Source organism: Streptomyces sp. NPDC055013 (genome assembly GCF_053608645.1).
On record NZ_JBSGVW010000001.1, the window covers coordinates 473,090 to 494,939 of the forward strand.

A 21,850-nucleotide genomic window follows, 5' to 3' on the forward strand; every position below is an offset into this window, starting at 1 on the left:
AGGGAAGGACGGCGTCCGTCATTCGGATGGTGAAATGGGACACCCGAGTGCCGCGTTTGCGCCGAGCGCCCGTGGGTCCCAACGCCACCGGGCGGGAAGCGCGCCGCATACGCGCTTCCCGCCCTTCCCCTGTGTCCACCGCGCGGGAACCCTCATCCCCGGCGGCGACGCGGGCCCCTCAGCCCGCGTCGTACCAGGCCCTCAGTCCTGGTCGTAGATGTGGAACCCGCGGCCGGCCTTCCGGCCGAGCAGCCCCGCCTCCACCATTCGCTGAAGCAGCGGGGGAGGGGCGTAGAGGGGTTCCCTGAACTCGTCGTAGAGCGACTCGGCGATCGAGGCGACGGTGTCGAGGCCGATCAGGTCCGCGAGCCTGAGCGGGCCCATGGGGTGGGCGCAGCCCAGCTCCATGCCCGTGTCGATGTCGGCGGCGGTGGCGAAGCCGGACTCCGCCATCCGGACCGCGGACAGCAGGTACGGGACGAGCAGGGCGTTGACGACGAAACCTGCCCGGTCCTGGGAGCGGATCACGGTCTTGCCGAGCGCTCGGGTCGCGAAGTCCTCGACCGCGGCGATCGTCGCCTCCGAAGTGTGCAGCGAGGTCACGATCTCGACCAGCGGCAGCACCGGCACCGGGTTGAAGAAGTGCAGGCCCACCACCCGGTCCGCCCGGCCGGTCGCCATGCCGAGCCGCATGATGGGGAGTGAGGAGGTGTTGGTCGCCAGCACCGCCTCGGGGTCTTCGACGATCTTGTCGAGGGCGGCGAAGACCTCGGTCTTGGCCGCCGGGTTCTCGATGACGGCCTCGACGACGAGCTGCCGGTCGGCGAGCTCGTCCAGGCTGCCGCTGAAGACCAGGCGGGCGAGGGCGTCCCGCGCCGCGGCCTCCTCCAGCTTGCCGCGGTGCACGGCACGGTCGAGTGACGCCGCCACCCGGTCCCGGGCGGCGCGGGCCGCGATCGCGTCCACTTCGCAGATCACGGTGTCGAGTCCGGCCCGTGCGCACACCTCGGCGATCCCGGCCCCCATCTGCCCGCCGCCGACCACGCCGACGCGCTGGATGCCCCCGCTCATGCCCCGGCCTCCGTCCGCTTGACGAGGTGCCGCGTGTACGCGTCCGGGGTGAAGAACAGCGGCAACTCGCCCGCCAGCGCGGTCCGTTCGAACAGCGCGCGGATCTCGTCGACGGGCGCCCACGGGTATTCGGCGCCGAGCGCGACGACCTCGTCGTCGAGCAGCCGCAGCACCGTCTCCCGGTCGATCACCCGGTGCCGGAGCCACTGCCAGACCTGCACACGGGCGATCTCGGCGGTGGCCGCGTCCTCCATGAGGCCGTCCAGCGCGACGGCGCCCTGGCCGCGCAGCCAGGCGGCGAAGTAGCGCAGCGCCACGGCGATGTTGGTGCGCACGCCCTCCGCGGTCGGCGGCCCGCTGATCCTGCGCACCGACAGCAGGTCGGCCGCGGTCACCTCGACGTCGTCGCGGGTACGGTCGATCTGGTGGGGCCGTTCACCGAGGACACCGCCGAAGACCTCGTGGCAGGTGGGGACGAGCCCGGGGTGGGCCACCCAGGAGCCGTCGAAGCCGTCCTCGGCCTCCCGCTCCTTGTCGAGCCGGACCTTGGCGAGTGCGGCCTCGTTCGCGGCCGGGTCCTTTCCGGGCACCTGGGCGGCCATGCCGCCGATGGCGTGGGCGCCGCGCTTGTGGCAGGTGCGGACGAGGAGTTCGGTGTACGCCCGCATGAAGGGGGCGGTCATCGTCACCTTCGCCCGGTCGGGGAGGAGGAAGTCGGTGCGGTGACCGAACGTCTTGATGAGGCTGAACAGGTAGTCCCAGCGGCCCGCGTTGAGACCCGCGCTGTGCTCACGCAGCTCGTAGAGGATCTCCTCCATCTCGAAGGCTGCGGTGATCGTCTCGATGAGGACCGTGGCGCGGATCGTGCCGCGGGGGATTCCGAGCAGTTCCTGGGCGAGGACGAAGACGTCGTTCCACAGGCGCGCCTCGTACCGGTTCTCCAGCTTCGGCAGGTAGAAGTACGGGCCGTACCCGGCGTCGATCTGGCGCTGGGCGCAGTGGAAGAAGTACAGGCCGAAGTCGATCAGCGCGGCGGGCACGGGCCGCCCGTCGAACTCCAGGTGCTCCTCGTCGAGGTGCCAGCCGCGTGGGCGCACCATGATGGTGGCGAGGTTGTCCGGGTCCGCGAGCCGGTACTCCTTGCCCTCGGGCGTGGTGAAGTCGATCCGGCGCTCGACGGCGTCGAGAAGGGTGAGCTGTCCGCCGACGACGTTGTCCCAGAGCGGGGCCGTGGCGTCCTCGAAGTCCGCCATCCAGACCTTGGCGCCGGAGTTGAGCGCGTTGACGGCCATACGGCGGTCCGGGGGGCCGGTGATCTCGACGCGCCGGTCGGTCAGCCCGGGGGCGGGAGGCGCGACCCGCCAGGTGGGGTCGGCACGGACGGTGGAGGTGACCATCGGGAAGTCGAGTGGTGAGCCGGACGCCAGTCTCAGCACCTGCCTGCGGCGCTCCTTCATGAGGTCCAGGCGGCGCTTGCCGAAGGCGTCGGCCAGCCGGCCCACGAAGTCCAGTGCGGCGGGCGTGAGGATCTCCTCGTGCCGGTGCCCCGCACCGACGAGGACGCGGACGTGATGGGTCAGTGCGGTCGTGGACATCGGGATCTCCTGACGGGTGGGAGCGGAGGGGCGGACGGGGACGGTCGTCCGTCCCCTCCGCTCGGTCATGGGGAGCCGTGGGCGAGGCTCCCGGCCGGGTGGCCTAGTGGAACTGCTCTTCCTCCGTGGACCCGGCCAGCGCGGTCGTGGACGACGTGGGGTTGACGGCCGTCGACACCAGGTCGAAGTACCCGGTACCGACCTCGCGCTGGTGCTTGACGGCGGTGAAGCCCTGGGCCTGCGCGGCGAACTCCTTCTCCTGCAGGTCGACGTAGGCGGTCATGCCGTGCTCGGCGTAGCCGCGGGCGAGGTCGAACATGCCGTGGTTGAGGGAGTGGAAGCCGGCCAGCGTGATGAACTGGAACTTGTAGCCCATCGCGCCCAGTTCACGCTGGAACTTGGCGATCTGGTCGTCGTCCAGCGCGGCCTTCCAGTTGAAGGAGGGCGAGCAGTTGTACGCCAGCATCTGGTCCGGGTGCTCGGCTTGGATGGCCTCGGCGAACTCGCGGGCCTGGGCGAGGTCCGGAGTGCCCGTCTCCACCCAGATCAGATCGGCGTACGGCGCGTAGGCGAGGCCGCGGGCGATGACCGGCGCCATGCCGTTGCGCACCCGGTAGAAGCCCTCCGCCGTCCGCTCGCCGGTGACGAACTCGGCGTCGCGCTCGTCGACGTCGCTGGTGAGGAGGTTGGCGGCGAGGGCGTCGGTGCGGGCGACGATGACCGTCGGTGTGTCGGCGATGTCGGCCGCCAGACGGGCCGCGTTGAGGGTGCGGATGTGCTGCGAGGTCGGGACGAGGACCTTGCCGCCGAGGTGGCCGCACTTCTTCTCGGAGGCGAGCTGGTCCTCGTAGTGGATGCCGGCCGCGCCCGCCGCGATCATCGCCTTGGTCAGCTCGAAGGCGTTGAGCGGACCACCGAAGCCGGCCTCGGCGTCGGCCACGATCGGCGCCAGCCAGTCCGTGGTGTCGCCCGCGCCCTCCGCGGTGGCGATCTGGTCGGCGCGCAGCAGCGCGTTGTTGATCCGGCGCACCACCTGCGGCACCGAGTTGGCCGGGTACAGGCTCTGGTCGGGGTAGGTGTGCCCGGCCTGGTTGGCGTCGGCGGCGACCTGCCAGCCGGACAGGTAGATCGCCTGGAGCCCGGCCTTGACCTGCTGCACCGCCTGGCCGCCGGTCAGCGCGCCCAGGGCGTGGACGTAGTCGAGCTCGTGCAGCTGGCGCCACAGCCGCTCGGCCCCGCGCCGGGCCAGGGTCTGCTCCTCACGGACACTCCCGGACAGCCGGACGACGTCCTCGGCGCTGTAGGTGCGCTCAATGCCCTGCCACCTCGGGTCGGTGGCCCAGCGCCGTGCGAGCTCCTCGGCCGCCTGCGTCCTCGCCTCTGCCATGACTGTCACCGTCTCCTCGGTCTGTTGCGTCTGCCAATCGTGTGCTGATCTCCGCACGAATGGCACTGCGTGTCTCTTTCAAAGGTGCGGCCCGCCGTCACCCCGAAGGGGCAAAGGTGAGCAATGCTGCCGGTACGGGCTGCCGTCCTGCCGGGATCTCCGACGTCAGGGCATGAATCGCGCCCCGGTTCCGGGCGGTGCCTGCCGGGTCCGGCGGGCCGCACTCACACTCTGGCACTGGCACTCAGTGCCATCAACCGTGGAAGCCTGCCAAGCTTTGCGAATCTTCTCGCCGCCTTTTGCCAATCTTGCGAAGGGTGGGGGAGGCGCCGATTCGCGTACGCTGACCGCGTCTCAGGCCGTCCTGACATGGAGGAACGCACGCGGTGAGCAAGACCTATGCGGGCGCGCGGCTGCGCCGGCTCCGCGAGGAGCGCCGGATGAGCCAGGCCGAGCTGGCCCGGGTCCTCGCCATCTCGCCCAGCTATCTGAACCAGATGGAGCACGACTCCCGCCCGCTCACCGTCCCCGTCCTGCTCCGGCTGACCGAGACCTTCGGGCTCGACCCGAACTTCTTCTCCGAGCGCGACACGACCCGCCTCATGGCGGACCTGCGCGAGGCCCTCACCGGCGAGATCGCCGAGTCCCGCGTCTCCCCGTCCGACCTCACGGAGCTCGCCTCCCGCATGCCCGCGGTCGCGCGGGTCCTGCTCGACCTGGGCCGCCGCAACCAGCTCCTGTCCGAGCGGCTCGCGGGAGCGGCGGACGGCCGGGACACCGCCATCGAGTCACCGCGCTCACCTCACGAGGAGATCCGGGACTTCTTCTACCGCCGCCAGAACTACCTGCACGACACCGACCTCGCCGCCGAACGCCTCGCCGAGGAGATCGGCATCCGGCCCGGCGAGGTCATCGGCGCCCTCACCGCGAGGCTGGCCGACGCGCACGATGTCCGCCCGGCCGCCGGGACCGGGGACCGTCTTCACCACTTCGACGCGGGCACCCGCACCCTGCACCTGTCCAGCCGCCTGCGCCCCGGCCAGCGAGCGTTCCGGATGGCCACCCAACTGGCGCTCCTCGAGTACGGCGACGAACTCGACCGGCAGGCCGCCGAGGACTTCCCGCCCGGCTCCCCCGCCCACGCCCTCGCCCGCATCGGCATCGCCAATTACTTCGCGGCCGCGCTGATCCTGCCGTACACCGCCTTCCACACGGCGGCCGAGGAGTTCCGCTACGACATCGAGCGCCTCACCGACCGCTACGGCCTCGGCTACGAGACCGTCTGCCACCGCCTGAGCACCCTCCAGCGCCCCCGGCTGCGCGGTGTGCCCTTCTCCTTCGTCCGTGTCGACCGCGCCGGGAACATGTCCAAACGCCAGTCGGCCACCGGCTTCCACTTCTCCCGGGCGGGCGGCACCTGCCCCCTTTGGAACGTCTACGAGGCGTTCGCCGCGCCCGGTCGCATCCATGTCCAGATCGCCGAAATGCCGGACGGGCAGCGCTACTTGTGGACGGCCCGCGCGGTCACCCGGCACCGCGGCGGCTGGGGCGAGCCCGGCAGGACGTACGCCATCGGGCTGGGCTGCGAGATCCGCCACGCCCATCGGCTCGTCTACTCCGACGGCCTCGACCTCACCAACGCCTCCGCCGCGACCCCGATCGGCATGGGCTGCCGCGTCTGTGAACGCCTCGACTGTCCTCAGCGGGCGGCTCCTCCGTTGGGCCGGGCACTCGCCGTCGACGAGCACAGCAGCACGTTCGTGCCGTATCCGGTCGAGGTCGAGAACGACGGGCGGGCGTGACCGGGCTCGGACCTTGCTGTTCACGATGCCCTTGCCGTCGGGGGAGGGGTGGGTGGACTGGGTCCACCCCTGGGGGCGGTGGAAGGTCATGGCTCGCCCCGACTGGACGGAGGTGAGCAGCCAGGAACGGCCTTCGGGAGCGTCTGCGGGGCCCGCTTCCAGCAGGTCGGCTCCTCGTCCTCGTCCCAGGGTGGGTCGCAGAGGGCGTTGGCGTACACGGACCGCAGGGAGGTGTGGGGGAGCAGCGCCCAGTCCTAGAAGACGCGGATGTCCATCAACGGCGCGGACGGATCGATCGACACGTCCAGCGGCGCCGGTTCGGCACCGGCACGCTGACTCAATCCTGACGTGGGCTTTGCCGCCCCTGCGTTGTTCTTGCAACTGGCCGGCAGAAACCTGGGCTGCGCGGCTGAGAACAGCCATCGGACCAGTAGTGAGGCCCCCACTCCATGACTTCCTCGTGGCATCGCATCCGTACGTCCATGACCCGCAAGGAGTGGGCGAGCCTCGGCGGAATGGCCGCGTTCATCCTCGCGCTGCACGTCATCGGCTGGTTCACCCTCGTGGTCATCGTCGCCCCCGAGCACTACAGCCTCGGCAGCAAGACCTTCGGAATCGGCATCGGCGTCACCGCCTACACCCTCGGCATGCGCCACGCCTTCGACGCCGACCACATCGCCGCCATCGACAACACCACCCGCAAGCTGATGGGCGAGGGGCAGCGCCCGCTGTCGGTCGGCTTCTGGTTCTCCCTCGGTCATTCCTCGATCGTCTTCGCCCTGGCCTTCCTGCTCTCCCTGGGCGTCAAGGCGTTGGCCGACCCGGTGCAGAACGACGACTCCGCACTGCACAGCGTGACCGGCTGGATCGGCACGACGGTCTCGGGGACGTTCCTCTACCTCATCGCGGTCATCAACATCGTGATCATGGCCGGCATCTGGAAGGTGTTCCGGCAGATGCGCACCGGTCACTTCGACGAGGCCGCCCTCGAAGAGCAGCTCGACAACCGGGGCTTCATGAACCGCCTCCTCGGCCGTCTGATGAAGTCGATCACCAAGCCCTGGCAGATGTACCCCCTGGGCGTCCTCTTCGGCCTCGGCTTCGACACCGCGACCGAGATCGCGCTCCTCGTCCTGGCCGGCTCGGGCGCGGCATCGGGGCTGCCCTGGTACGCGATCCTGTGCCTGCCGCTCCTGTTCGCGGCCGGCATGTCGCTGCTCGACACCATCGACGGCTCGTTCATGAACTTCGCCTACGGCTGGGCGTTCTCCAAGCCGGTCCGCAAGGTCTACTACAACCTCACCATCACGGGCCTGTCGGTCGCCGTCGCCCTCATCATCGGCACCGTCGAACTGCTCGGCCTGATCGCCGAGAAGGCGGACCTGCACGGCCCGTTCTGGGACTGGGTCACCGGCCTCGACCTGAACATCATCGGCTACCTCATCGTCGGCCTCTTCTTCGCCACCTGGGCGTTGGCCCTGCTGGTCTGGAAGGTCGGCCGCATCGAGGAGAAGTGGACGGCGGGCCTGGCCCGGCCCGCCGTGGAGGGCTCGGCGAGCAGTGGTGCTGCCCTGCGACACGGCGCAGGTCCTAGGTCCAATGCCTGATCGAAAAGCCGTCGCTCCTACTGTTAACGTGCAGCTGCATACCATTCGCAATAACGTCGGAGGACGTTGGACATGGCGACTTACACGCTCCCGGAGCTTCCGTACGACTACGCGTCGCTCGCCCCGGTCATCAGCCCCGAGATCATCGAGCTGCACCACGACAAGCACCACGCGGCGTACGTGAAGGGCGCGAACGACACGCTGGAGCAGCTCGCCGAGGCGCGGGACAAGGAGTCGTGGGGCTCGATCAACGGCCTGGAGAAGAATCTGGCCTTCCATCTCTCCGGCCACATCCTGCACTCGATCTACTGGCACAACATGACGGGCGAGGGCGGCGGCGAGCCGCTGGAGAAGGACGGCGTGGGCGAACTCGCGGACGCCATCGCCGAGTCCTTCGGCTCTTTCGCGAACTTCAAGACCCAGCTGTCCAAGGCGTCGGCCACGACCCAGGGTTCCGGCTGGGGCGTGCTCGCCTACGAGCCGCTCAGTGGCCGCCTCATCGTCGAGCAGGTCTACGACCACCAGGGCAACGTCGGCCAGGGCTCGACGCCGGTCCTGGTGTTCGACGCCTGGGAGCACGCCTTCTACCTCCAGTACCGGAACCAGAAGGTCGACTTCATCGAGGCCATGTGGCAGGTCGTCAACTGGCAGGACGTTGCCAAGCGTTACGCCGCCGCCAAGGAGCGGGGCGACAGCCTGCTTCTGGCGCCGTGATGCCGTAACACGCCGCGGATGTCCTGCTCGTGATCGTCTTCTCAACCTTCACCGGCAGGCAGCACGGCGAAGGGCTCCCACAAGGAAGTGCCTTGTGGGAGCCCTTTCGCTCTCTCGTGCCGCTCCGCCCTACTGCGCACCCGAGCTCTGGGGCCGCGGTCCCTCGGGCGCGACGGTCTCCCCCTGGATCACGCGGGGCGCCCCGGGAGTGTCCTCGTCCTTCATCGCCTTGGCCTCGGACTTCAGGATGCGCGCCGACTTGCCCGCCGAACGGGCGAGTTCGGGGAGCTTCTTCGCGCACAGGACGGCGATGACGACGAGGAGGATGATCGCGAATTCGCTCAGTCCGAACATGTGGGTCCCGTCCTTCTGGTGGGCTGGGTGAGGTGTTGGCGCAGGTGGAGCAGGGGGATCAGGGTCCCACGGCCGAGCGGGGCCCGCTGTCAGACGTCGACACCGAAGTCGGCGGCGATCCCGGCGAGCCCGGAGGCGTACCCCTGTCCGACGGCTCGGAACTTCCACTCGGCGCCGTGGCGGTACAACTCGCCGAAGACCATGGCCGTCTCGGTCGAGGCGTCCTCGGACAGGTCGTAGCGGGCGATCTCGGCGCCGCCGGCCTGGTTGACGACGCGGATGAAGGCGTTGCGGACCTGCCCGAAGCTCTGGCCGCGGTTCTCGGCGTCGTGGATGGAGACCGGGAACACGATCCGGTCGACGTCGGTGGGCACGGCCGCCAGATCGACCTTGACGGACTCGTCATCGCCCTCGCCCTCACCGGTGAGGTTGTCACCGGTGTGCTCCACGGAACCGTCCGGGCTGGTGAGGTTGTTGTAGAAGACGAAGTGCCGGTCGGACAGGACCTTGCCGGAGGCGTTCACTAGCAGGGCGGAGGCGTCGAGGTCGTAGTCGGTGCCGGTGGTGGTGCGCACGTCCCAGCCCAGTCCGACCAGGACGGCCGTCAGGCCCGGTGCCTCCTTGCTGAGCGAGACGTTGCCGCCCTTGGACAGGGAAACTCCCACTGATGCTCTCCCCTTCGCGTGAGGTGGTCGCGCTGCTTGCGGTCCTCTGAAATCTACATCACTGTAGAAGGAATGGAAGTCCGCCTTCTGCTTTCCTTACGATGTACCGCTCGATGTATCGCACATGACGCGCAGGTCAGCGGAAGGGAGACAGGGCATGGCGGATGACCGGCAGCGTTCCCGGCGCCGGGGACAGGGCGAACTGGAGGCGCTGGTCCTGTCGGCGCTGCGGGAGGCGGACGGTCCGGCGACGGCCGGCTGGGTACAGGAACGGCTCGGCGATGACCTCGCCTATACGACGGTGATCACGATCCTGACCCGACTGCTGGCCAAGGGCGCGGTGACCCGGGAGCGTGCGGGCCGCTCCTTCGCGTGGACGTCGGCTTCGGACCAGGCGGGCCTCGCGGCGCACCGGATGCGCAGGGTGCTGGATGCCGAGAGCGACCGCGGGGCCGTGCTCGCCAGCTTCGTCACAAGCCTGGGGCCGGACGACGAGCGGCTCCTGCGTGAACTGCTGGGTCAGCAGGGAAGCGAACCGGGCGGGACCCGGAGTGAAGGGGACCACTGACACCTCATGGGGGTCGTCGTCTTTCTCCCGCTCGTTCTGCCGCTCACGGCATGGCCGATCGCACGCCTCGCCGAGCAGCACCTGCATCCCCGCACCGCGACCCGGCTGCTCACCGCTGTCGCCGCCGTGATGGCGGTGTGCAGCACGGTCTGTCTGGGCCTGGCGATGGTGGTCGGCACCGCCCAACTGCCCGGCAATCCGCTGCCCGACGGCTGGTCGGACCCGGAGGTGCGGGCGGCCGTGCCGTACGACGAGATCGTCGGCAAGGCGGCCATCCCGGCGCTGTGCGCGGTGGTCGTCGCCTGGGGACGGACGCTGTGGCGGCACGGCCGGGTGCGCCGCCACGCCCACCGGGCACTCACCGGGCTGCCGGGCACGGGGGTGGTCGTACTCCCCGACGAGGCGCCGTATGCGTACGCGCTGCCGGGTGGCCGGCGGGACCGGGTGGTGGTGACCACGGGGCTGCTGGACTGCCTCGAACCCGCCGAACGCCGGGCGCTCTTCGCTCACGAACGGGCCCATCTGGCCGCGCGGCACCACCGTTTCCTGCTCGCCGTCCAACTGGCCGCGCGGGCCAACCCTTTCCTGCGCCCGCTGCGCACAGTGGTGTCGTACACCACGGAACGCTGGGCGGACGAAGAGGCTGCCCGGGCGATCGGCAGCCGCCGGACGGTGGCGAGCGCGATCGGCAAGGCGGCGCTGGTGTCCCGGGGCACTCCGGTCGCGACGCTGGCGGGCTTCGCGGCGGCGGGACCGGTGCCGCGCCGGGTGGCCGCACTGCTTGCGCCCGCCCCGCAGGGCCGTCGTTGGCCGTCGCTGTTCACCTCGGTGGGCCTGGCGGCGTGGTGCGCGGCCGCGGGTACGGCCGTCTCGGCGATGTCATCCGCGAACTCGGCGGTGACGATGGTCCTCATTCTGCGCGCGGCGACGCCTCTGTGAACGGTGGGTTTCCGAGCGGGCGTTGGGCTTCCCGGTAGACCGAGCACCAGGGTGCCGGCACGGGAATTTTGGCGGTTCCTGCGATCCAGGCAACGGATGTTGCGAAGATCGTCGTCTGTTCGGGGTGAGGGGTTCGGGCTTCGGCCATTCATCTATCGAGGGGGCGCAGGTGACGGGGACGGGGAAACGCCGACGCATGCCGGGCGGCGAGGGGAAGACCCGGTTGACGCGGCGGGGGAGGATCCTGGCGTGGGGGGTGGGGGTGACGTCGGCCGTCGTCCTCGGAGTAGCCGGGGTGGGCGCCTGGGTCTACCAGGACCTCAACGACAACATCAAGTCCGCCGACGTCGATGACAAGATCGGCGGCGACCGGCCGGAGAACCTCAGCCCGGGGTCGAAGAACATCCTGGTCGTCGGCTCCGACAGCCGCGACGGCGCCAACGCCGAGTACGGCAAGGACCTGACCACCATGCAGTCGGACACGCTGATGGTGCTGCACGTCCCCGCGAACCGGAAATGGGCCACGGTGGTGTCGTTCCCCCGTGACTCCTGGGTGGAGGTACCGGCCTGCGACAAGGGCGACGGCAGCACCTCCGAGCCACACCACTACAAGATCAACGAGGCGTTCGCGCTCGGTGGCACCAGCGGCGAGGTCGCCGGTGCGGCCGCCTGCTCCATCAAGACGGTCGAGGCCAACACGGGCCTGCGCATAGACCACTTCATGTCCGTCGACTTCCAGGGCTTCAAGGGCATGGTCGACGCCCTGGACGGCATCGAGGTCTGCCCCGAGCAGGCCATCCACTCCAAGAAGGCCCGACTGGACATGGAGCCCGGCTGCCAGACGGTCGGGGGCGAGAAGGCGCTCGGCTATGTGCGCGTCCGCTACGGAGTGGGCGACGGTTCCGACATCGGACGCATCGGGCGCCAGCAGGAGTTCATGGATGCCCTCGCCGAGAAGGCACAGGCCAAACTGACCAGCCCGAAGGCGCTCTACGGCTTCCTGCAGTCGGCCACCAAGTCCCTGACCACGGACCCCGATCTCGCCGGCATCAAGCCGTTGTACGGCCTCGCGTCGGAGCTCAAGGGAATCCCGAGCGACCGTCTGACCTTCCTCACGGTCCCCAACTACCCGCGCGAGGCGGACGTGCCCTCCGACAAGGCCAACGTCGTCTGGCAGTTCCCGCAGGCCACCGAGCTGTTCAACTCCCTGGCCAGGGACAGGGAGGTCGACAAGAAGCGCCTTGAGGCGGACGCGAAGAATCCCGTGTACGCCTCCTCCGTGCGCGTCCAGGTTCTCAACGGCACGGGGGTCTCGGGGCTGGCCGGCACCGTCGCGGAGAAGCTGCGCGCGGCCGGCGTGACCGTCGCGGGCACGGGCAACGCCCCCCAGAACAGCGGCACCACGAAGGTCACCTACCCGGCGGGCCTGGAGAAGCAGGCCAAGGCGCTCGCCGCCCGGCTGCCAGGCGTCCGGGCCACGCCGGACTCGGCCGCGGGGGCGGGTGCGGTCACCCTGGTCGTCGGCAAGGACCTCGACCTCGACGACATCCGCTGATCCGCAGCGCCGGGGCGGACGCGAGCCCATAGGGCTGACGCCGCCCGCCCCGGCGACAACCGGTGGCCGGCTGCGTCCGCCCTTTGAGGGCGAGGCCGAATCCTCAGAGGCCGAACTCGTGCGGCGGCAGGTCGAGCGCGTAGCACGCCTCCCGCACCACGGCCTGCTCGTCCTTGTCGAAGTCGCCGTCGGCGCCGCCGATGACGATGCCGATCTGGATGACGGCGCGCGCCTCGGCGGGCTTCTTCTTCGCCTTGGCGATCTCCTGCATGACGCTCACCTTGCCGAAGTCGAAGTCGGTGGTGAGCCGGTTCAGGTTCTCCTCGAAGCGCCGGCGCAGCTCCTCGGCGGGGAAGTTCTGCAACACCTCGTTGGTGGCGATCAGTTGGGCAACCCGCTGCCGCTCGGAAGGGTCGACGGTGCCGTCTGCGGCGGCGACGAGCGCACACATCGCCATGCTCGCGTCGCGGAAGGCGCCACTCTTGAGGTCGTTCTTCTTCGCCATCAACTGGGTCTGCATCGTCGATGCGGACTCCTTGACGCGGTCCCACAGGGCCATGAGAACTCCAAACGGGGTACGGGGCTGCTTTGCGGCCGCCAAGCAGGCGGCCGCATCTTCTACAGTAATGTAGAAGTTAGCAGTTCCGGCAGGGACCGGAGTGGCGGCCGTCGTGAGGGGTGGCTCATACGTGTGTGTCAGCACACGGTGTGCTTGAACCGGCGTGGGGGAATGTGCTTAGGGTGCTGGCGATGTCCGCTGACGCCACACCCGCACCCACTGTCACACTCGCACCGGAGCGAAGGCAGTCACCGCTGCCGTCCGCGGAGATGGCGGAGAGACGGGCCGAGCGGCGGGATCCCTTCCTCGACAACGCCAAGTACCTGGCGATCCTCCTGGTGGCGGCCGGTCACGCCTGGGAGCCGCTGCGGGAGGGCAGCCGGACCGTCACCGCGCTGTACATGCTCGTGTACGCCTTCCACATGCCGGTGTTCGCGGTCATCTCGGGCTACTTCTCGCGCGGGTTCGAAGCGGAACCCCGGAAGATCGGGCGGCTGCTCACCGGCGTGATGGTCCCGTATGTGGTCTTCGAGGTGGCGTACACCCTCTTCACGCGGTGGACCAGCCAGGATCCGGACCGGCCGATCAGCCTGCTGGACCCGCTGTACCTGACCTGGTTCCTGGCGGCCCTGTTCGTCTGGCGGCTGACGGCCCCGATCTGGCGGCTGGTGCGGTGGCCGCTGCCGCTCGCTCTCGGCGTGGCGATGCTGGCCACCCTCTCGCCCTCGATCGGCAACGACCTCGGTCTCCAGCGGGTCCTGCAGTTCCTGCCGTACTTCGTGCTCGGCCTGCAACTGAAGCCGGGGCACTTCCTCCTGGCCCGCCGCCGTGAGGCGCGCACCCTCGCCCTGCCGGTCCTCGGCTGCGCCCTCGTGGTGGCGTACTGGGCCGTCTCGAGGATGGACTACGGCTGGTTCTTCCACAGTGAGAGCGCCCAGGGGCTTGCCGCACCCGCCTGGTACGGCCCTCTGATGACCCTGGCCACCTTCGGCTGTTCGGTCGTCCTGGTAGCCGCCTTCCTCGCCTGTGTGCCCGGGCGCCGGACCTGGTTCACGGTGCTGGGCGCCGGCACCCTGTCCGGCTTCCTGCTGCACGGGTTCGTGGCTCAGGCGGCCAAGTACTTCGGCTGGTACGACCACGCCTGGATCCGGGAACCCGCAGGTGAGATCACCGTCACACTGATCGCGGTCGCGGTAATTTCCGTGCTCTGCGCTCCCGCGGTCCAGCGAGTCTTCCGCCGTGTGACGGAACCACTGGCACCGCCGCCGCCCGTGGGCCGGCCCGCCCGCTACCCGGGCTGACTGCGGCCGGCGCCGGCCTGACGGCCTTCGCTCATCAGAGTCCGTGCGCGTGGCACGGACGTTGTCGGCAGTGTTCGTGCAGGTCCGTCACCACGCGTTTGTGCAGGTCCACCCCCAGGAAAGATGGGAGTTGGGCCTGATGGCGGGAGCGGCCGGGACGATGCCGGAGCGGGCCGCTCCCGTCGCGGAGCTGGTGCGGATGTCGGGCCCCGGGGAAGGGGGAGCCATGCCTCAGTCCGACGACGAGGGTCTGGGCGCGCTCGAGGCACGACTCGCGCGTGATGACCCTCGCTTCGCCCGGGCGCTGGGCGCCGGACGGCCCACCAGCCCTCGCGAGTACCGCCGCACCGGCGCCTGGTGGATGCTGACGGGTGCGGTGGCCGTACTGATCACCGGAATCGTCGTTGCCGACGGACTGCTCATCGCCGCCGGCCTGGTCCTCACCGGCATCGCCGGGCAGCTCTTCGACCCGCATCGCCCGCGAACAGGGCGCCACTGCCCACCGCGACGCTGACGCGCCCGGAGCGGGGCGGCCACGGGTACGACAACTTCCGTATGATCATCGGAATTTGGCATGCGCTAGAATTCTTTACCGAGCCCTTACGCTCCGTTGAGCGAGGGGTTGCTCAGTCGTTGGTGGTCGTGCCGATTCCGGCCGACGTGATGGGGGGCGTGACATGGGTCCGGTCATCCGTGCGCGCGTCGAGATCCCCGCACGCGTCGAGAACGCCGCCCGCGACGGCGTTCCTGATACCGACAGCGCCGTCGGCCTGAAGGGCCGCGCCGCGCGCTGACGCGCACCGCGCCCGACGAGGACAACCGGCCACAGCACGGCCCGTCACCCGGCATGCCGCGCTCCGGGCCCACCGGCAGGCCCGTCCCAGTCCCGCCGCAAGGACACCACTTCACCTAGCCATGCGCGCAGCCGCTCACTCGGCTCGCGCAGACGGACCTCAACACCGTCTCGCCGTACGACGCCACCGAGCCGACCGGCCCGAGCGGTTGCCCGCACCCGCGACCGCGCCCAGGCACTCCCGGAGCTCAACTCCGGCCGCCGGCACCGCACCTGGCACAGACGCCGCCACCGAACCGATCACGGAGGTCAGACGCCCGTGCACCACACCACAGCCATGCTCATCGAACTCGGCGCGATCATCCTCGCCCTGGGGCTGCTGGGCCGCCTGGCCGGCCGGGTGGGCTTCTCGCCCATACCCCTGTATCTGCTCGCCGGACTCGCCTTCGGCCACGGCGGCATCCTTCCTCTTCAGGCCAGCGAGGAGTTCGTCGCCACCGGCGCAGAGATCGGCGTCATCCTGCTGCTGCTCCTGCTCGGCCTGGAGTACAGCGCCTCCGAACTCGTCGACACCCTCAAGACCCAATACCCCTCCGGCGCGGTCGACTTCGTCCTGAACGCCGCCCCCGGCGCCGCGATGGCCCTGCTGCTGGGCTGGGGCCCGGTCGCCGCCGTCGCCCTCGCCGGGGTCACCTGGATCTCCTCGTCCGGCGTCATTGCCAAGGTCCTCGGGGATCTGCGCAGACTCGGCAACCGCGAAACCCCGGTCGTGCTCGGCGTACTCGTCCTTGAAGACCTCTCCATGGCCGTCTACCTTCCCATCCTCACCGCCCTGTTGGCCGGAGTAAGCCTCGCGGGCGGCGCCCTGACCCTGCTGATCGCCCTCGGCACGGTCGGCGCGGTGCTGTACGTGGCGCTGCGCCACGGCCGCCTCGTCAGCCGTGCGGTCTCCTCGGACAGCGCGGAGATGCTGCTGTTGGTCGTGTTCGGCCTGACTCTGCTCGTCGCGGGCATCGCCCAGCAGCTCCAGGTGTCGGCGGCGGTCGGTGCCTTCCTGGTCGGCATCGCGCTGTCCGGCGAGGTCGCCGAAGGTGCCGGCAATCTCCTCACCCCACTGCGGGACCTGTTCGCCGCGGTGTTCTTCGTCTTCTTCGGCCTGCACACCGACCCCGCGGACATCCCGCCCGTACTGGTACCCGCCCTCGCCCTGGCCGCCGTCACCACCCTGACGAAGATCGCCACCGGCTACTGGGCCGCCCGCCGAGCCGGCATCTCACGCAAGGGACGCTGGCGGGCAGGCGGAACCCTGGTGGCGCGGGGCGAGTTCTCCATCGTGATCGCCGGGCTCACCGTCGGCGTCGAGCCGCGCATCGGCCCGCTGGCCACGGCCTACGTCCTGATCCTGGTCGTACTCGGACCGCTCGCCGCCCGCTGGACCGAGCCCCTGACCCGCGGTCTCGCTCGCCGCTCACCGCGCGAAACGCCGGCCGCGACGAAGGTGGCCGAATCGGCCGAGGTCGCGCATGCGAACGGCTGAGCCGCACAGCCCGGGGTGCGTGGGCGTGACGTCGGCCGGATCGCCGCCGCCCGCGCCCGGCGCCGCCGGCCGACGACAACTGCCGTCGGCGAAGGGGGAGAACGTGACGACGATGGAGTGCGCCACCGACGTGTTCCTCGAAGGCTTCGAGCGGATCCTTGCGGACGCCGCCGTCACGGGCCGCCGTCTGACCCGCGACGAGGTCGAGTCCCGCAGTGCCCTCGGCGCCAGGGCGGCCGAGGCGGGGCACGGCTGGCGTGCCCTGGTGCGCGCCCATCTCGCGGCCGGGCGCCGCGACCGGCCCGTCCAGGCCGACCCCGACAGCGTCCTCGCCGTCATCGAGCAGGCGGTGGACGCCTTCGCCGACGGATACGAACGCGCGCAGCGGCTCATCATCCGCAAGGAAGAGGCCGCCCGCCGCGAATTCATCGACGACCTGCTCCACGGACGCGGCGATCCGGGTCATCTCGCCGCGCGCTGCGAACGGTTCGGGCTGCGGCTGTCCCGCGCTCACGCCGTCGCCGTTGCCGAGGGGCCGCAGAAGTACGACGAGACCGACCCGGTACCCCGCCAGGTGGCGGGGGAGCTGTTCGCACGCTTCGAGAACCGGCGCATCCTGTTCACCACGAAGGACGGGCGGATGGTATGCATCGCCCCCGGCGATCAGGACGGCGTCCTCACTCACTTCGCCAGGCTCGCGCACGCCGCCACCGGCGTCGGCCAGGTCGCCGTGGGCCGGCCCCGGCAGGGCGCGGTCGGTATCGGCCACAGCTACGAAGAGGCCCTCAACGCCCTCGACGTGGCCCGGCGCATGGGCCTCGACGATCCCCTGCTGCGGGCCGCCGACCTGCTCGTCTTCCCCGTACTGGCCCGCGACCGGCAGGCACTGGTCGACCTGGTCCACAACACCCTGGGCCCGCTGGAGCAGGCGCGCGGCGGCGCGCAGCCGTTGCTCGACACGCTCACCGTGTACTTCGACACCGGCTGTGTGGCAGCCGCCGCGGCCCGGCACCTGTCGCTCAGCGTGCGCGCGCTGACGTACCGGCTGGCCCGCGTCCGCACCCTGACCGGCAGCGACCCCACCGATCCCGCCCACCGCCACGCCCTGCAGACGGCGGTCATCGGCGCCCGCCTCCTGGACTGGCCGAACAGACCTCTGTGAGCATCCGGGTTCAGCCCCGGTGGCTGCGCTCGCTCATGACCGGCCGACGGTGTCCTGATCGTCCACCGCTTCGAGCGGCGCCGCAGGAGTTGCCTCTCTCGTGGCCGGTACGTGCGCCGTCGGCGCGGGCTGGCCCAGACGGGCCGTCAGGAGCATGGCCACCGGCTCGGTGAAGCGGGCGGTGAGCGGGCCGAGGATGACCAGGATGAGGACGTAGGCGGTGGCGAGCGGGCCGAGGGACGGCTCGATGCCCGCGGTGACGGCGAGTCCTGCGATGACGATGGAGAACTCGCCGCGGGCCACCAGCGTTCCGCCCGCGCGCCAGCGGCCCTTGGCGGAGATTCCCGCGCGCTTGGCCGCCCAGTAGCCGGTGGCGATCTTCGTGAAGGCGGTGACGACGGCCAGGGCCAGCGCGGGCAGCAGCACCGGCGGGATGCTCGCGGGGTCGGTGTGCAGGCCGAAGAAGACGAAGAACACCGCGGCGAACAGGTCCCGGAGAGGCGCCAGGAGATTGTGCGCGCCCTCGGCGACCTCGCCGGACAGCGCGATGCCGACCAGGAAGGCACCGACCGCCGCCGACACTTGGAGCTGCTGGGCGATGCCCGCGACCAGGAGGGTCAGGCCGAGCACGACCAGGAGCAGCTTCTCGGGGTCGTCGCTGGAGACGAAGCGGGAGATGTGGCGCCCGTAGCGCACCGCGAGCAGGAGGACGAGTCCGGCGACGCCGAGTGCGATGGCGAGGGTGACGCTGCCCGCCGCCAGACCGGCCCCCGCGAGCAGCGCGGTGATGATCGGCAGGTACACGGCCATGGAGAGGTCCTCGAGGACCAGGATGCTGAGGATGACCGGGGTTTCGCGGTTGCCGAGCCGTCCGAGGTCGCCGAGGACCTTGGCGATGACGCCGGACGACGAGATCCAGGTGACACCGGCCAGGACTACGGCGGCGACCGGGCCCCAGCCCAGCAGCAGGGCCATGGCCGCGCCGGGCAGGGCGTTGAGCGCGGCGTCGACGAGGCCGGCCGGGTACTGGGTCTTGAGGTTGGAGACCAGGTCACTGGCCGTGTACTCGAGGCCGAGCATCAGCAGCAGCAGGATCACGCCGATCTCGGCGCCGATGGCGACGAATTCCTCGCTGGTGCCGAGCGGGAGCAGCCCGCCTTCGCCGAAGGCGAGTCCGGCCAGCAGGTACAGGGGTATCGGGGAGAACTGGAAACGTGCGGCGAACCGGCCGAGCAGGCCCAGGCCGAGGATGATGGCGCCGAACTCTATGAGGAAGACAGCGGAGGAGTGCACGCCGTTCACTCCTGTCCGAGTATCGCGGCGGCAGCCTCCACGCCCTCGCGGGTGCCGATCACGATCAGGGTGTCACCGCCCGCCAGCCGGAAGTCCGGTGCCGGCGAGGGGATGGCCTCCGCGCGGCGCAGTACGGCCACTATGGACACACCGGTCTCGGTACGCATCCGGGTCTCGCCCAGCACCCGCCCGTTCCAGTGCGAGGTGGCCGACAGCTCGACCCGCTCGGCCACCAGGCCCAGGTCGGTGGTGGACAGCAGGTTCGGGCTGTGGTGCGCCGGCATCAGCGCGTCGATGAGGGCCTCCGCCTCTCCCGACGTCATCCGCACCGACAGCGCACACGCGTCCGGATCGTCCTGCTGGTACGCGTTCAGCGTCCGCGACCCGTCCCGGTGCGCGACCACGGACACGCGACGCTGCTCCCGGGTGGTGAGGTCGTAACGGACCCCGATCCCCGGCAACGGCGTACTGCTCAGGCGTGGAGCGCCCACCACGGTCCCCCTGTCTGGTTCGAGTGTTTCTTTGGACAACCTTTAATGACACCCTAACGAGCGCCCGGAACCGAAGGCCGGGCAGGTGACCCAGGGCTGCCTGGAACAATGGGTCGCGGGAGATCGGGGAGGAACGTCAGGATGATCGAGTGGGTGTCCCTCAGCTCCGGTGCCAGGCCCGTTCCCCGGCCCGTCGCCACCCCGCTGGTGTGGGCCGCGGCCTTCGGCGGGGCGCTGGTGCTGGTGGCACTGCTCAACTCCCTCGTGGGCACGGACCGACCCGGGCTCGCCCTGGCCTTACTGTCCCTGCTGGCCGCCCTGCTGGGCCTGTGCGCCCGCTTCACCGCGGCTCCCGGCACGGCCCTCCTGTGCTGGCTGTTCCTGAACGGCTTCGCCATCCCGCCCGCCGGAATCCTCACCTGGGTCGGGCACCGAGACACCTTCTGGCTGACCTGCCTCCTGGCCGCGGCCCTGGTCGGTACGGCTCTGGCCCGCCTGCTTCACGCCCGGGCCGCCTACCGCCGTCTCACCGGCGGTCTCGGCCCGACGGCGCCGGGCATCGGCAATGGGCCGCACGACGTGTGACGGCACGACGTGTGACGACTGACCGGCGGTCACTCAAGTAACGGGATCCGGCCGGCCCCACGGCGAAGGTGGACCCGACCGTTACGTCACGGACCTGTTCGCCGGTCAGGCTGTCCTGCGGGGGTTTGTGTCGCTTCCTGTGGTGGTGCCGTCGCCGATGATTCGGCGTAGGTGGGCGTCTCCGCGCGCCCGCCCGGGTGGCGCAGGGCACACAGGAAGCCGATGCCCAGGGCGATGGCCATGCCGTAGAACACCCACTGGTTGGCCTCGGCGAAGTCCATGCGCACCGCGTCCATCGAATCGCGCAGAGCCGTGGCGGCGGGTCCCGTGCCGGTGGGTGAACTGTTGTCGCCCGTGCCCGTGATGGACTCACTGATGTTGCGGGCCACGTTTTCCGCCACGTCGGGCGGGAAGCCGCGGGCTTCCAGGGTTTGCGTCACGTTGGAGTTGGTGCGGTGCGTCAGCACGGTGCCGAGGACGGCCAGGCCCACGCTCGCCGCGTAATTGCGTACCGTCTGGGTGATTCCGGTGACCTCCCCGTAGGAGGGGCCGATCGCCCGGTTGACGGCGTCCGTGGAGGCGGGGGCGAGGATGAAGCCGATGCCCGCGCCGGCAAGGGCGGCGTACGGCCACTGGTCGTGCATGCTCAGATCGGTGAGTTTCTCGGCCCACAGGGCGAAGCCGACGCAGCCCAGGACGCAGCCGATCTTCAGCGCCGGCCGGGCGCCCTGCTTGTCGAGGATCCGGCCGCCCCACTGCGAGGCGATCGCGAAGCCCGCGAAGAAGTAGAGCAGGAACAGCGCCGCCTGGTTCGGCGAGGCACTCAGGCACACCTGGGCGTACACGGAGGCGAAGAAGAACAGCGGGACGAAGGCGAGCATGGCGAAGAAGAGCACCACCGTGTCCACCGTGAACGCCCGGTCCTTGAAGACGCGCAGGTCGATCAGCGGATGGTGCAGGCGCCGTTCGTACGCGACGAACGCGCAGAGCACCGCGAGACCGCCGACGATGCAGGCCCAGGTCGCCGGGCTGTCCCACCCCCAGGACCACGCCTGCTGAAAGCCGAGGACGCTCAGACCCATGCCGACGACGATCAGAACGGCACCCCGGACGTCGAGCGTGCCGGGTCGTCGCCGGTCGGCGATGTGGGCGAATACCGTGAGGGCCAGGGCCACGATGGCCACGGGGACGTTGACCCAGAACACCGCGCGCCAGGTCCAGTTCGTGAGCCAGCCGCCCAGTAGCGGTCCGATGGCCGTCAGCGCGCCGGAGATCCCGAAGAACAGGGCGAGGGCACGTCCGCGCCGCTCGCGCGGGAACACCGCCACCACCACGGCCAGCGCCGCGGGGAACAGCAGTGCCGCCCCGAATCCCTGGGTGGCCCGGAAGGCGATCAGCCAGCTCTGCGCCGCGTCGCCCTCGGGGACGCAGCCGCACAGCACCGACGAGACGACGAAGACCAGGGTGCCGATCACGACCACCCGGCGCGGCCCGTAGAGGTCCGCGAGACGGCCGCCCAAGGCGAAGAAGGCGGCCAGGGACAGCAGATAGGCGTTCACGACCCACTGCATGCCAGAGGCTGACAGACCCAGTTCACGGACGATGTCCGGGGCGGCGATGGCGACGATGGTCTGGTCGATGAACGTCATCGCAACCGCGAACATCATGGCCGTGAGCGCCAAGGTCTGTCGTGGTGCGGACCGAGGTTCGGGCGCGGCTTCGCCACGCCCCAGAGAGGTGCCACTCACCCGTCCAGTCTGCGCCCGACCCGCCGCCGCCGCATCACCAGCGGCTCGTACGGGTGGTACGCGGCCAGGGCACCGCTCGCCCGAGGTCCGGCGGGTTGCGGGAATGCGACATCACCCGTGACGG

The 21,850-nt window shown here is 70.3% G+C and carries 20 protein-coding genes; 11 read left to right on the plus strand and 9 right to left on the minus strand.

Annotated elements, in window-relative coordinates; all coding sequences use genetic code 11:
- Positions 1 to 201: 201 nt before the first annotated feature.
- The 3 genes from ACWGDB_RS02025 to aceA all read right to left on the minus strand — a co-directional run bounded on the left by ACWGDB_RS02025 (position 202) and on the right by aceA (position 4,053).
- Positions 202 to 1,071: a 3-hydroxybutyryl-CoA dehydrogenase gene (locus ACWGDB_RS02025; protein WP_453820605.1), complete on the minus strand. Its 870-nt coding sequence runs from the start codon at positions 1,069 to 1,071 to the stop codon at positions 202 to 204.
- Positions 1,068 to 2,666 carry a malate synthase A gene (gene aceB, locus ACWGDB_RS02030; RefSeq protein ID WP_453820606.1) on the minus strand — a complete coding sequence of 533 codons (1,599 nt, stop codon included), beginning with the start codon at positions 2,664 to 2,666 and terminating at the stop codon, positions 1,068 to 1,070. Before aceB ends, ACWGDB_RS02025 begins: the two co-directional genes overlap by 4 nt.
- 103 nt (positions 2,667 to 2,769) lie before the next feature.
- Complete coding sequence (gene aceA, locus ACWGDB_RS02035; RefSeq protein WP_453820607.1) at positions 2,770 to 4,053, minus strand: isocitrate lyase; 1,284 nt, start codon at positions 4,051 to 4,053, stop codon at positions 2,770 to 2,772.
- 386 nt (positions 4,054 to 4,439) lie between these two features.
- On the opposite strand from aceA, the gene ACWGDB_RS02040 reads away from it, so the two are divergent.
- From ACWGDB_RS02040 to ACWGDB_RS02050, 3 genes are all read left to right on the plus strand, one after another.
- Complete coding sequence (locus ACWGDB_RS02040) at positions 4,440 to 5,855, plus strand: short-chain fatty acyl-CoA regulator family protein (RefSeq protein WP_453820608.1); 1,416 nt, start codon at positions 4,440 to 4,442, stop codon at positions 5,853 to 5,855.
- Between the two features lie 449 nt (positions 5,856 to 6,304).
- Positions 6,305 to 7,462: a HoxN/HupN/NixA family nickel/cobalt transporter gene (locus ACWGDB_RS02045; RefSeq protein WP_453820609.1), complete on the plus strand. Its 1,158-nt coding sequence runs from the start codon at positions 6,305 to 6,307 to the stop codon at positions 7,460 to 7,462.
- Between the two features lie 72 nt (positions 7,463 to 7,534).
- Entirely contained in the window at positions 7,535 to 8,176 is a 642-nt protein-coding gene (locus tag ACWGDB_RS02050) for a superoxide dismutase (protein ID WP_453820610.1), read from the plus strand.
- A gap of 129 nt (positions 8,177 to 8,305) precedes the next feature.
- Here the strand turns inward: ACWGDB_RS02050 and ACWGDB_RS02055 are convergent, their stop codons facing one another.
- Together ACWGDB_RS02055 and ACWGDB_RS02060 are read right to left on the minus strand one after the other, a co-directional pair.
- Complete coding sequence (locus tag ACWGDB_RS02055) at positions 8,306 to 8,530, minus strand: twin-arginine translocase TatA/TatE family subunit (protein WP_453820611.1); 225 nt, start codon at positions 8,528 to 8,530, stop codon at positions 8,306 to 8,308.
- 89 nt (positions 8,531 to 8,619) lie between these two features.
- The gene (locus tag ACWGDB_RS02060) at positions 8,620 to 9,195 is read right to left on the minus strand and encodes a TerD family protein (protein WP_453820612.1); all 576 of its coding nucleotides are present in this window, start codon (positions 9,193 to 9,195) and stop codon (positions 8,620 to 8,622) included.
- A gap of 157 nt (positions 9,196 to 9,352) precedes the next feature.
- Here ACWGDB_RS02060 and ACWGDB_RS02065 point away from each other — a divergent pair, with 157 nt between their 5' ends.
- The 3 genes from ACWGDB_RS02065 (at position 9,353) to ACWGDB_RS02075 (ending at position 12,257) form a co-directional block, all read left to right on the plus strand.
- Positions 9,353 to 9,763, plus strand: coding sequence for a BlaI/MecI/CopY family transcriptional regulator (locus ACWGDB_RS02065; RefSeq protein ID WP_453820613.1), 411 nt, complete (start codon positions 9,353 to 9,355; stop codon positions 9,761 to 9,763).
- A 6-nt stretch (positions 9,764 to 9,769) separates the two neighbouring features.
- Entirely contained in the window at positions 9,770 to 10,702 is a 933-nt protein-coding gene (locus ACWGDB_RS02070) for a M56 family metallopeptidase (protein WP_453820614.1), read from the plus strand.
- A 196-nt stretch (positions 10,703 to 10,898) separates the two neighbouring features.
- On the plus strand, positions 10,899 to 12,257 hold the full coding sequence (locus tag ACWGDB_RS02075; RefSeq protein ID WP_453820615.1) for an LCP family protein: 1,359 nt from the start codon (positions 10,899 to 10,901) through the stop codon (positions 12,255 to 12,257).
- 103 nt (positions 12,258 to 12,360) lie between these two features.
- Here the strand turns inward: ACWGDB_RS02075 and ACWGDB_RS02080 are convergent, their stop codons facing one another.
- Entirely contained in the window at positions 12,361 to 12,816 is a 456-nt protein-coding gene (locus ACWGDB_RS02080) for a tellurite resistance TerB family protein (protein ID WP_453820616.1), read from the minus strand.
- 191 nt (positions 12,817 to 13,007) lie between these two features.
- Between ACWGDB_RS02080 and ACWGDB_RS02085 the strand changes: the two genes are divergently transcribed.
- The 4 genes from ACWGDB_RS02085 to ACWGDB_RS02100 all read left to right on the plus strand — a co-directional run bounded on the left by ACWGDB_RS02085 (position 13,008) and on the right by ACWGDB_RS02100 (position 17,609).
- Positions 13,008 to 14,117: an acyltransferase family protein gene (locus ACWGDB_RS02085; protein WP_453820617.1), complete on the plus strand. Its 1,110-nt coding sequence runs from the start codon at positions 13,008 to 13,010 to the stop codon at positions 14,115 to 14,117.
- 226 nt (positions 14,118 to 14,343) lie between these two features.
- Positions 14,344 to 14,631, plus strand: a complete 288-nt coding sequence (locus ACWGDB_RS02090; RefSeq protein ID WP_453820618.1) for a DUF3040 domain-containing protein — start codon at positions 14,344 to 14,346, stop codon at positions 14,629 to 14,631.
- 598 nt (positions 14,632 to 15,229) lie between these two features.
- Positions 15,230 to 16,447, plus strand: a complete 1,218-nt coding sequence (locus ACWGDB_RS02095; protein ID WP_453820619.1) for a cation:proton antiporter — start codon at positions 15,230 to 15,232, stop codon at positions 16,445 to 16,447.
- A 112-nt stretch (positions 16,448 to 16,559) separates the two neighbouring features.
- Positions 16,560 to 17,609: a PucR family transcriptional regulator gene (locus tag ACWGDB_RS02100; RefSeq protein WP_453820751.1), complete on the plus strand. Its 1,050-nt coding sequence runs from the start codon at positions 16,560 to 16,562 to the stop codon at positions 17,607 to 17,609.
- Between the two features lie 33 nt (positions 17,610 to 17,642).
- On the opposite strand, the gene ACWGDB_RS02105 is transcribed toward ACWGDB_RS02100, so the two are convergent.
- Together ACWGDB_RS02105 and ACWGDB_RS02110 are read right to left on the minus strand one after the other, a co-directional pair.
- Positions 17,643 to 18,902, minus strand: a complete 1,260-nt coding sequence (locus ACWGDB_RS02105; RefSeq protein WP_453820620.1) for a cation:proton antiporter — start codon at positions 18,900 to 18,902, stop codon at positions 17,643 to 17,645.
- Between the two features lie 5 nt (positions 18,903 to 18,907).
- Positions 18,908 to 19,393: a cation:proton antiporter regulatory subunit gene (locus ACWGDB_RS02110; RefSeq protein WP_453820621.1), complete on the minus strand. Its 486-nt coding sequence runs from the start codon at positions 19,391 to 19,393 to the stop codon at positions 18,908 to 18,910.
- Between the two features lie 141 nt (positions 19,394 to 19,534).
- Between ACWGDB_RS02110 and ACWGDB_RS02115 the strand changes: the two genes are divergently transcribed.
- Positions 19,535 to 19,978 (plus strand): hypothetical protein, encoded by a 444-nt coding sequence (locus tag ACWGDB_RS02115; RefSeq protein WP_453820622.1) that lies wholly within the window; start codon positions 19,535 to 19,537, stop codon positions 19,976 to 19,978.
- A gap of 86 nt (positions 19,979 to 20,064) precedes the next feature.
- On the opposite strand, the gene ACWGDB_RS02120 is transcribed toward ACWGDB_RS02115, so the two are convergent.
- Positions 20,065 to 21,645, minus strand: coding sequence for an MFS transporter (locus ACWGDB_RS02120; protein ID WP_453820623.1), 1,581 nt, complete (start codon positions 21,643 to 21,645; stop codon positions 20,065 to 20,067).
- Positions 21,646 to 21,850 lie beyond the last annotated feature (205 nt).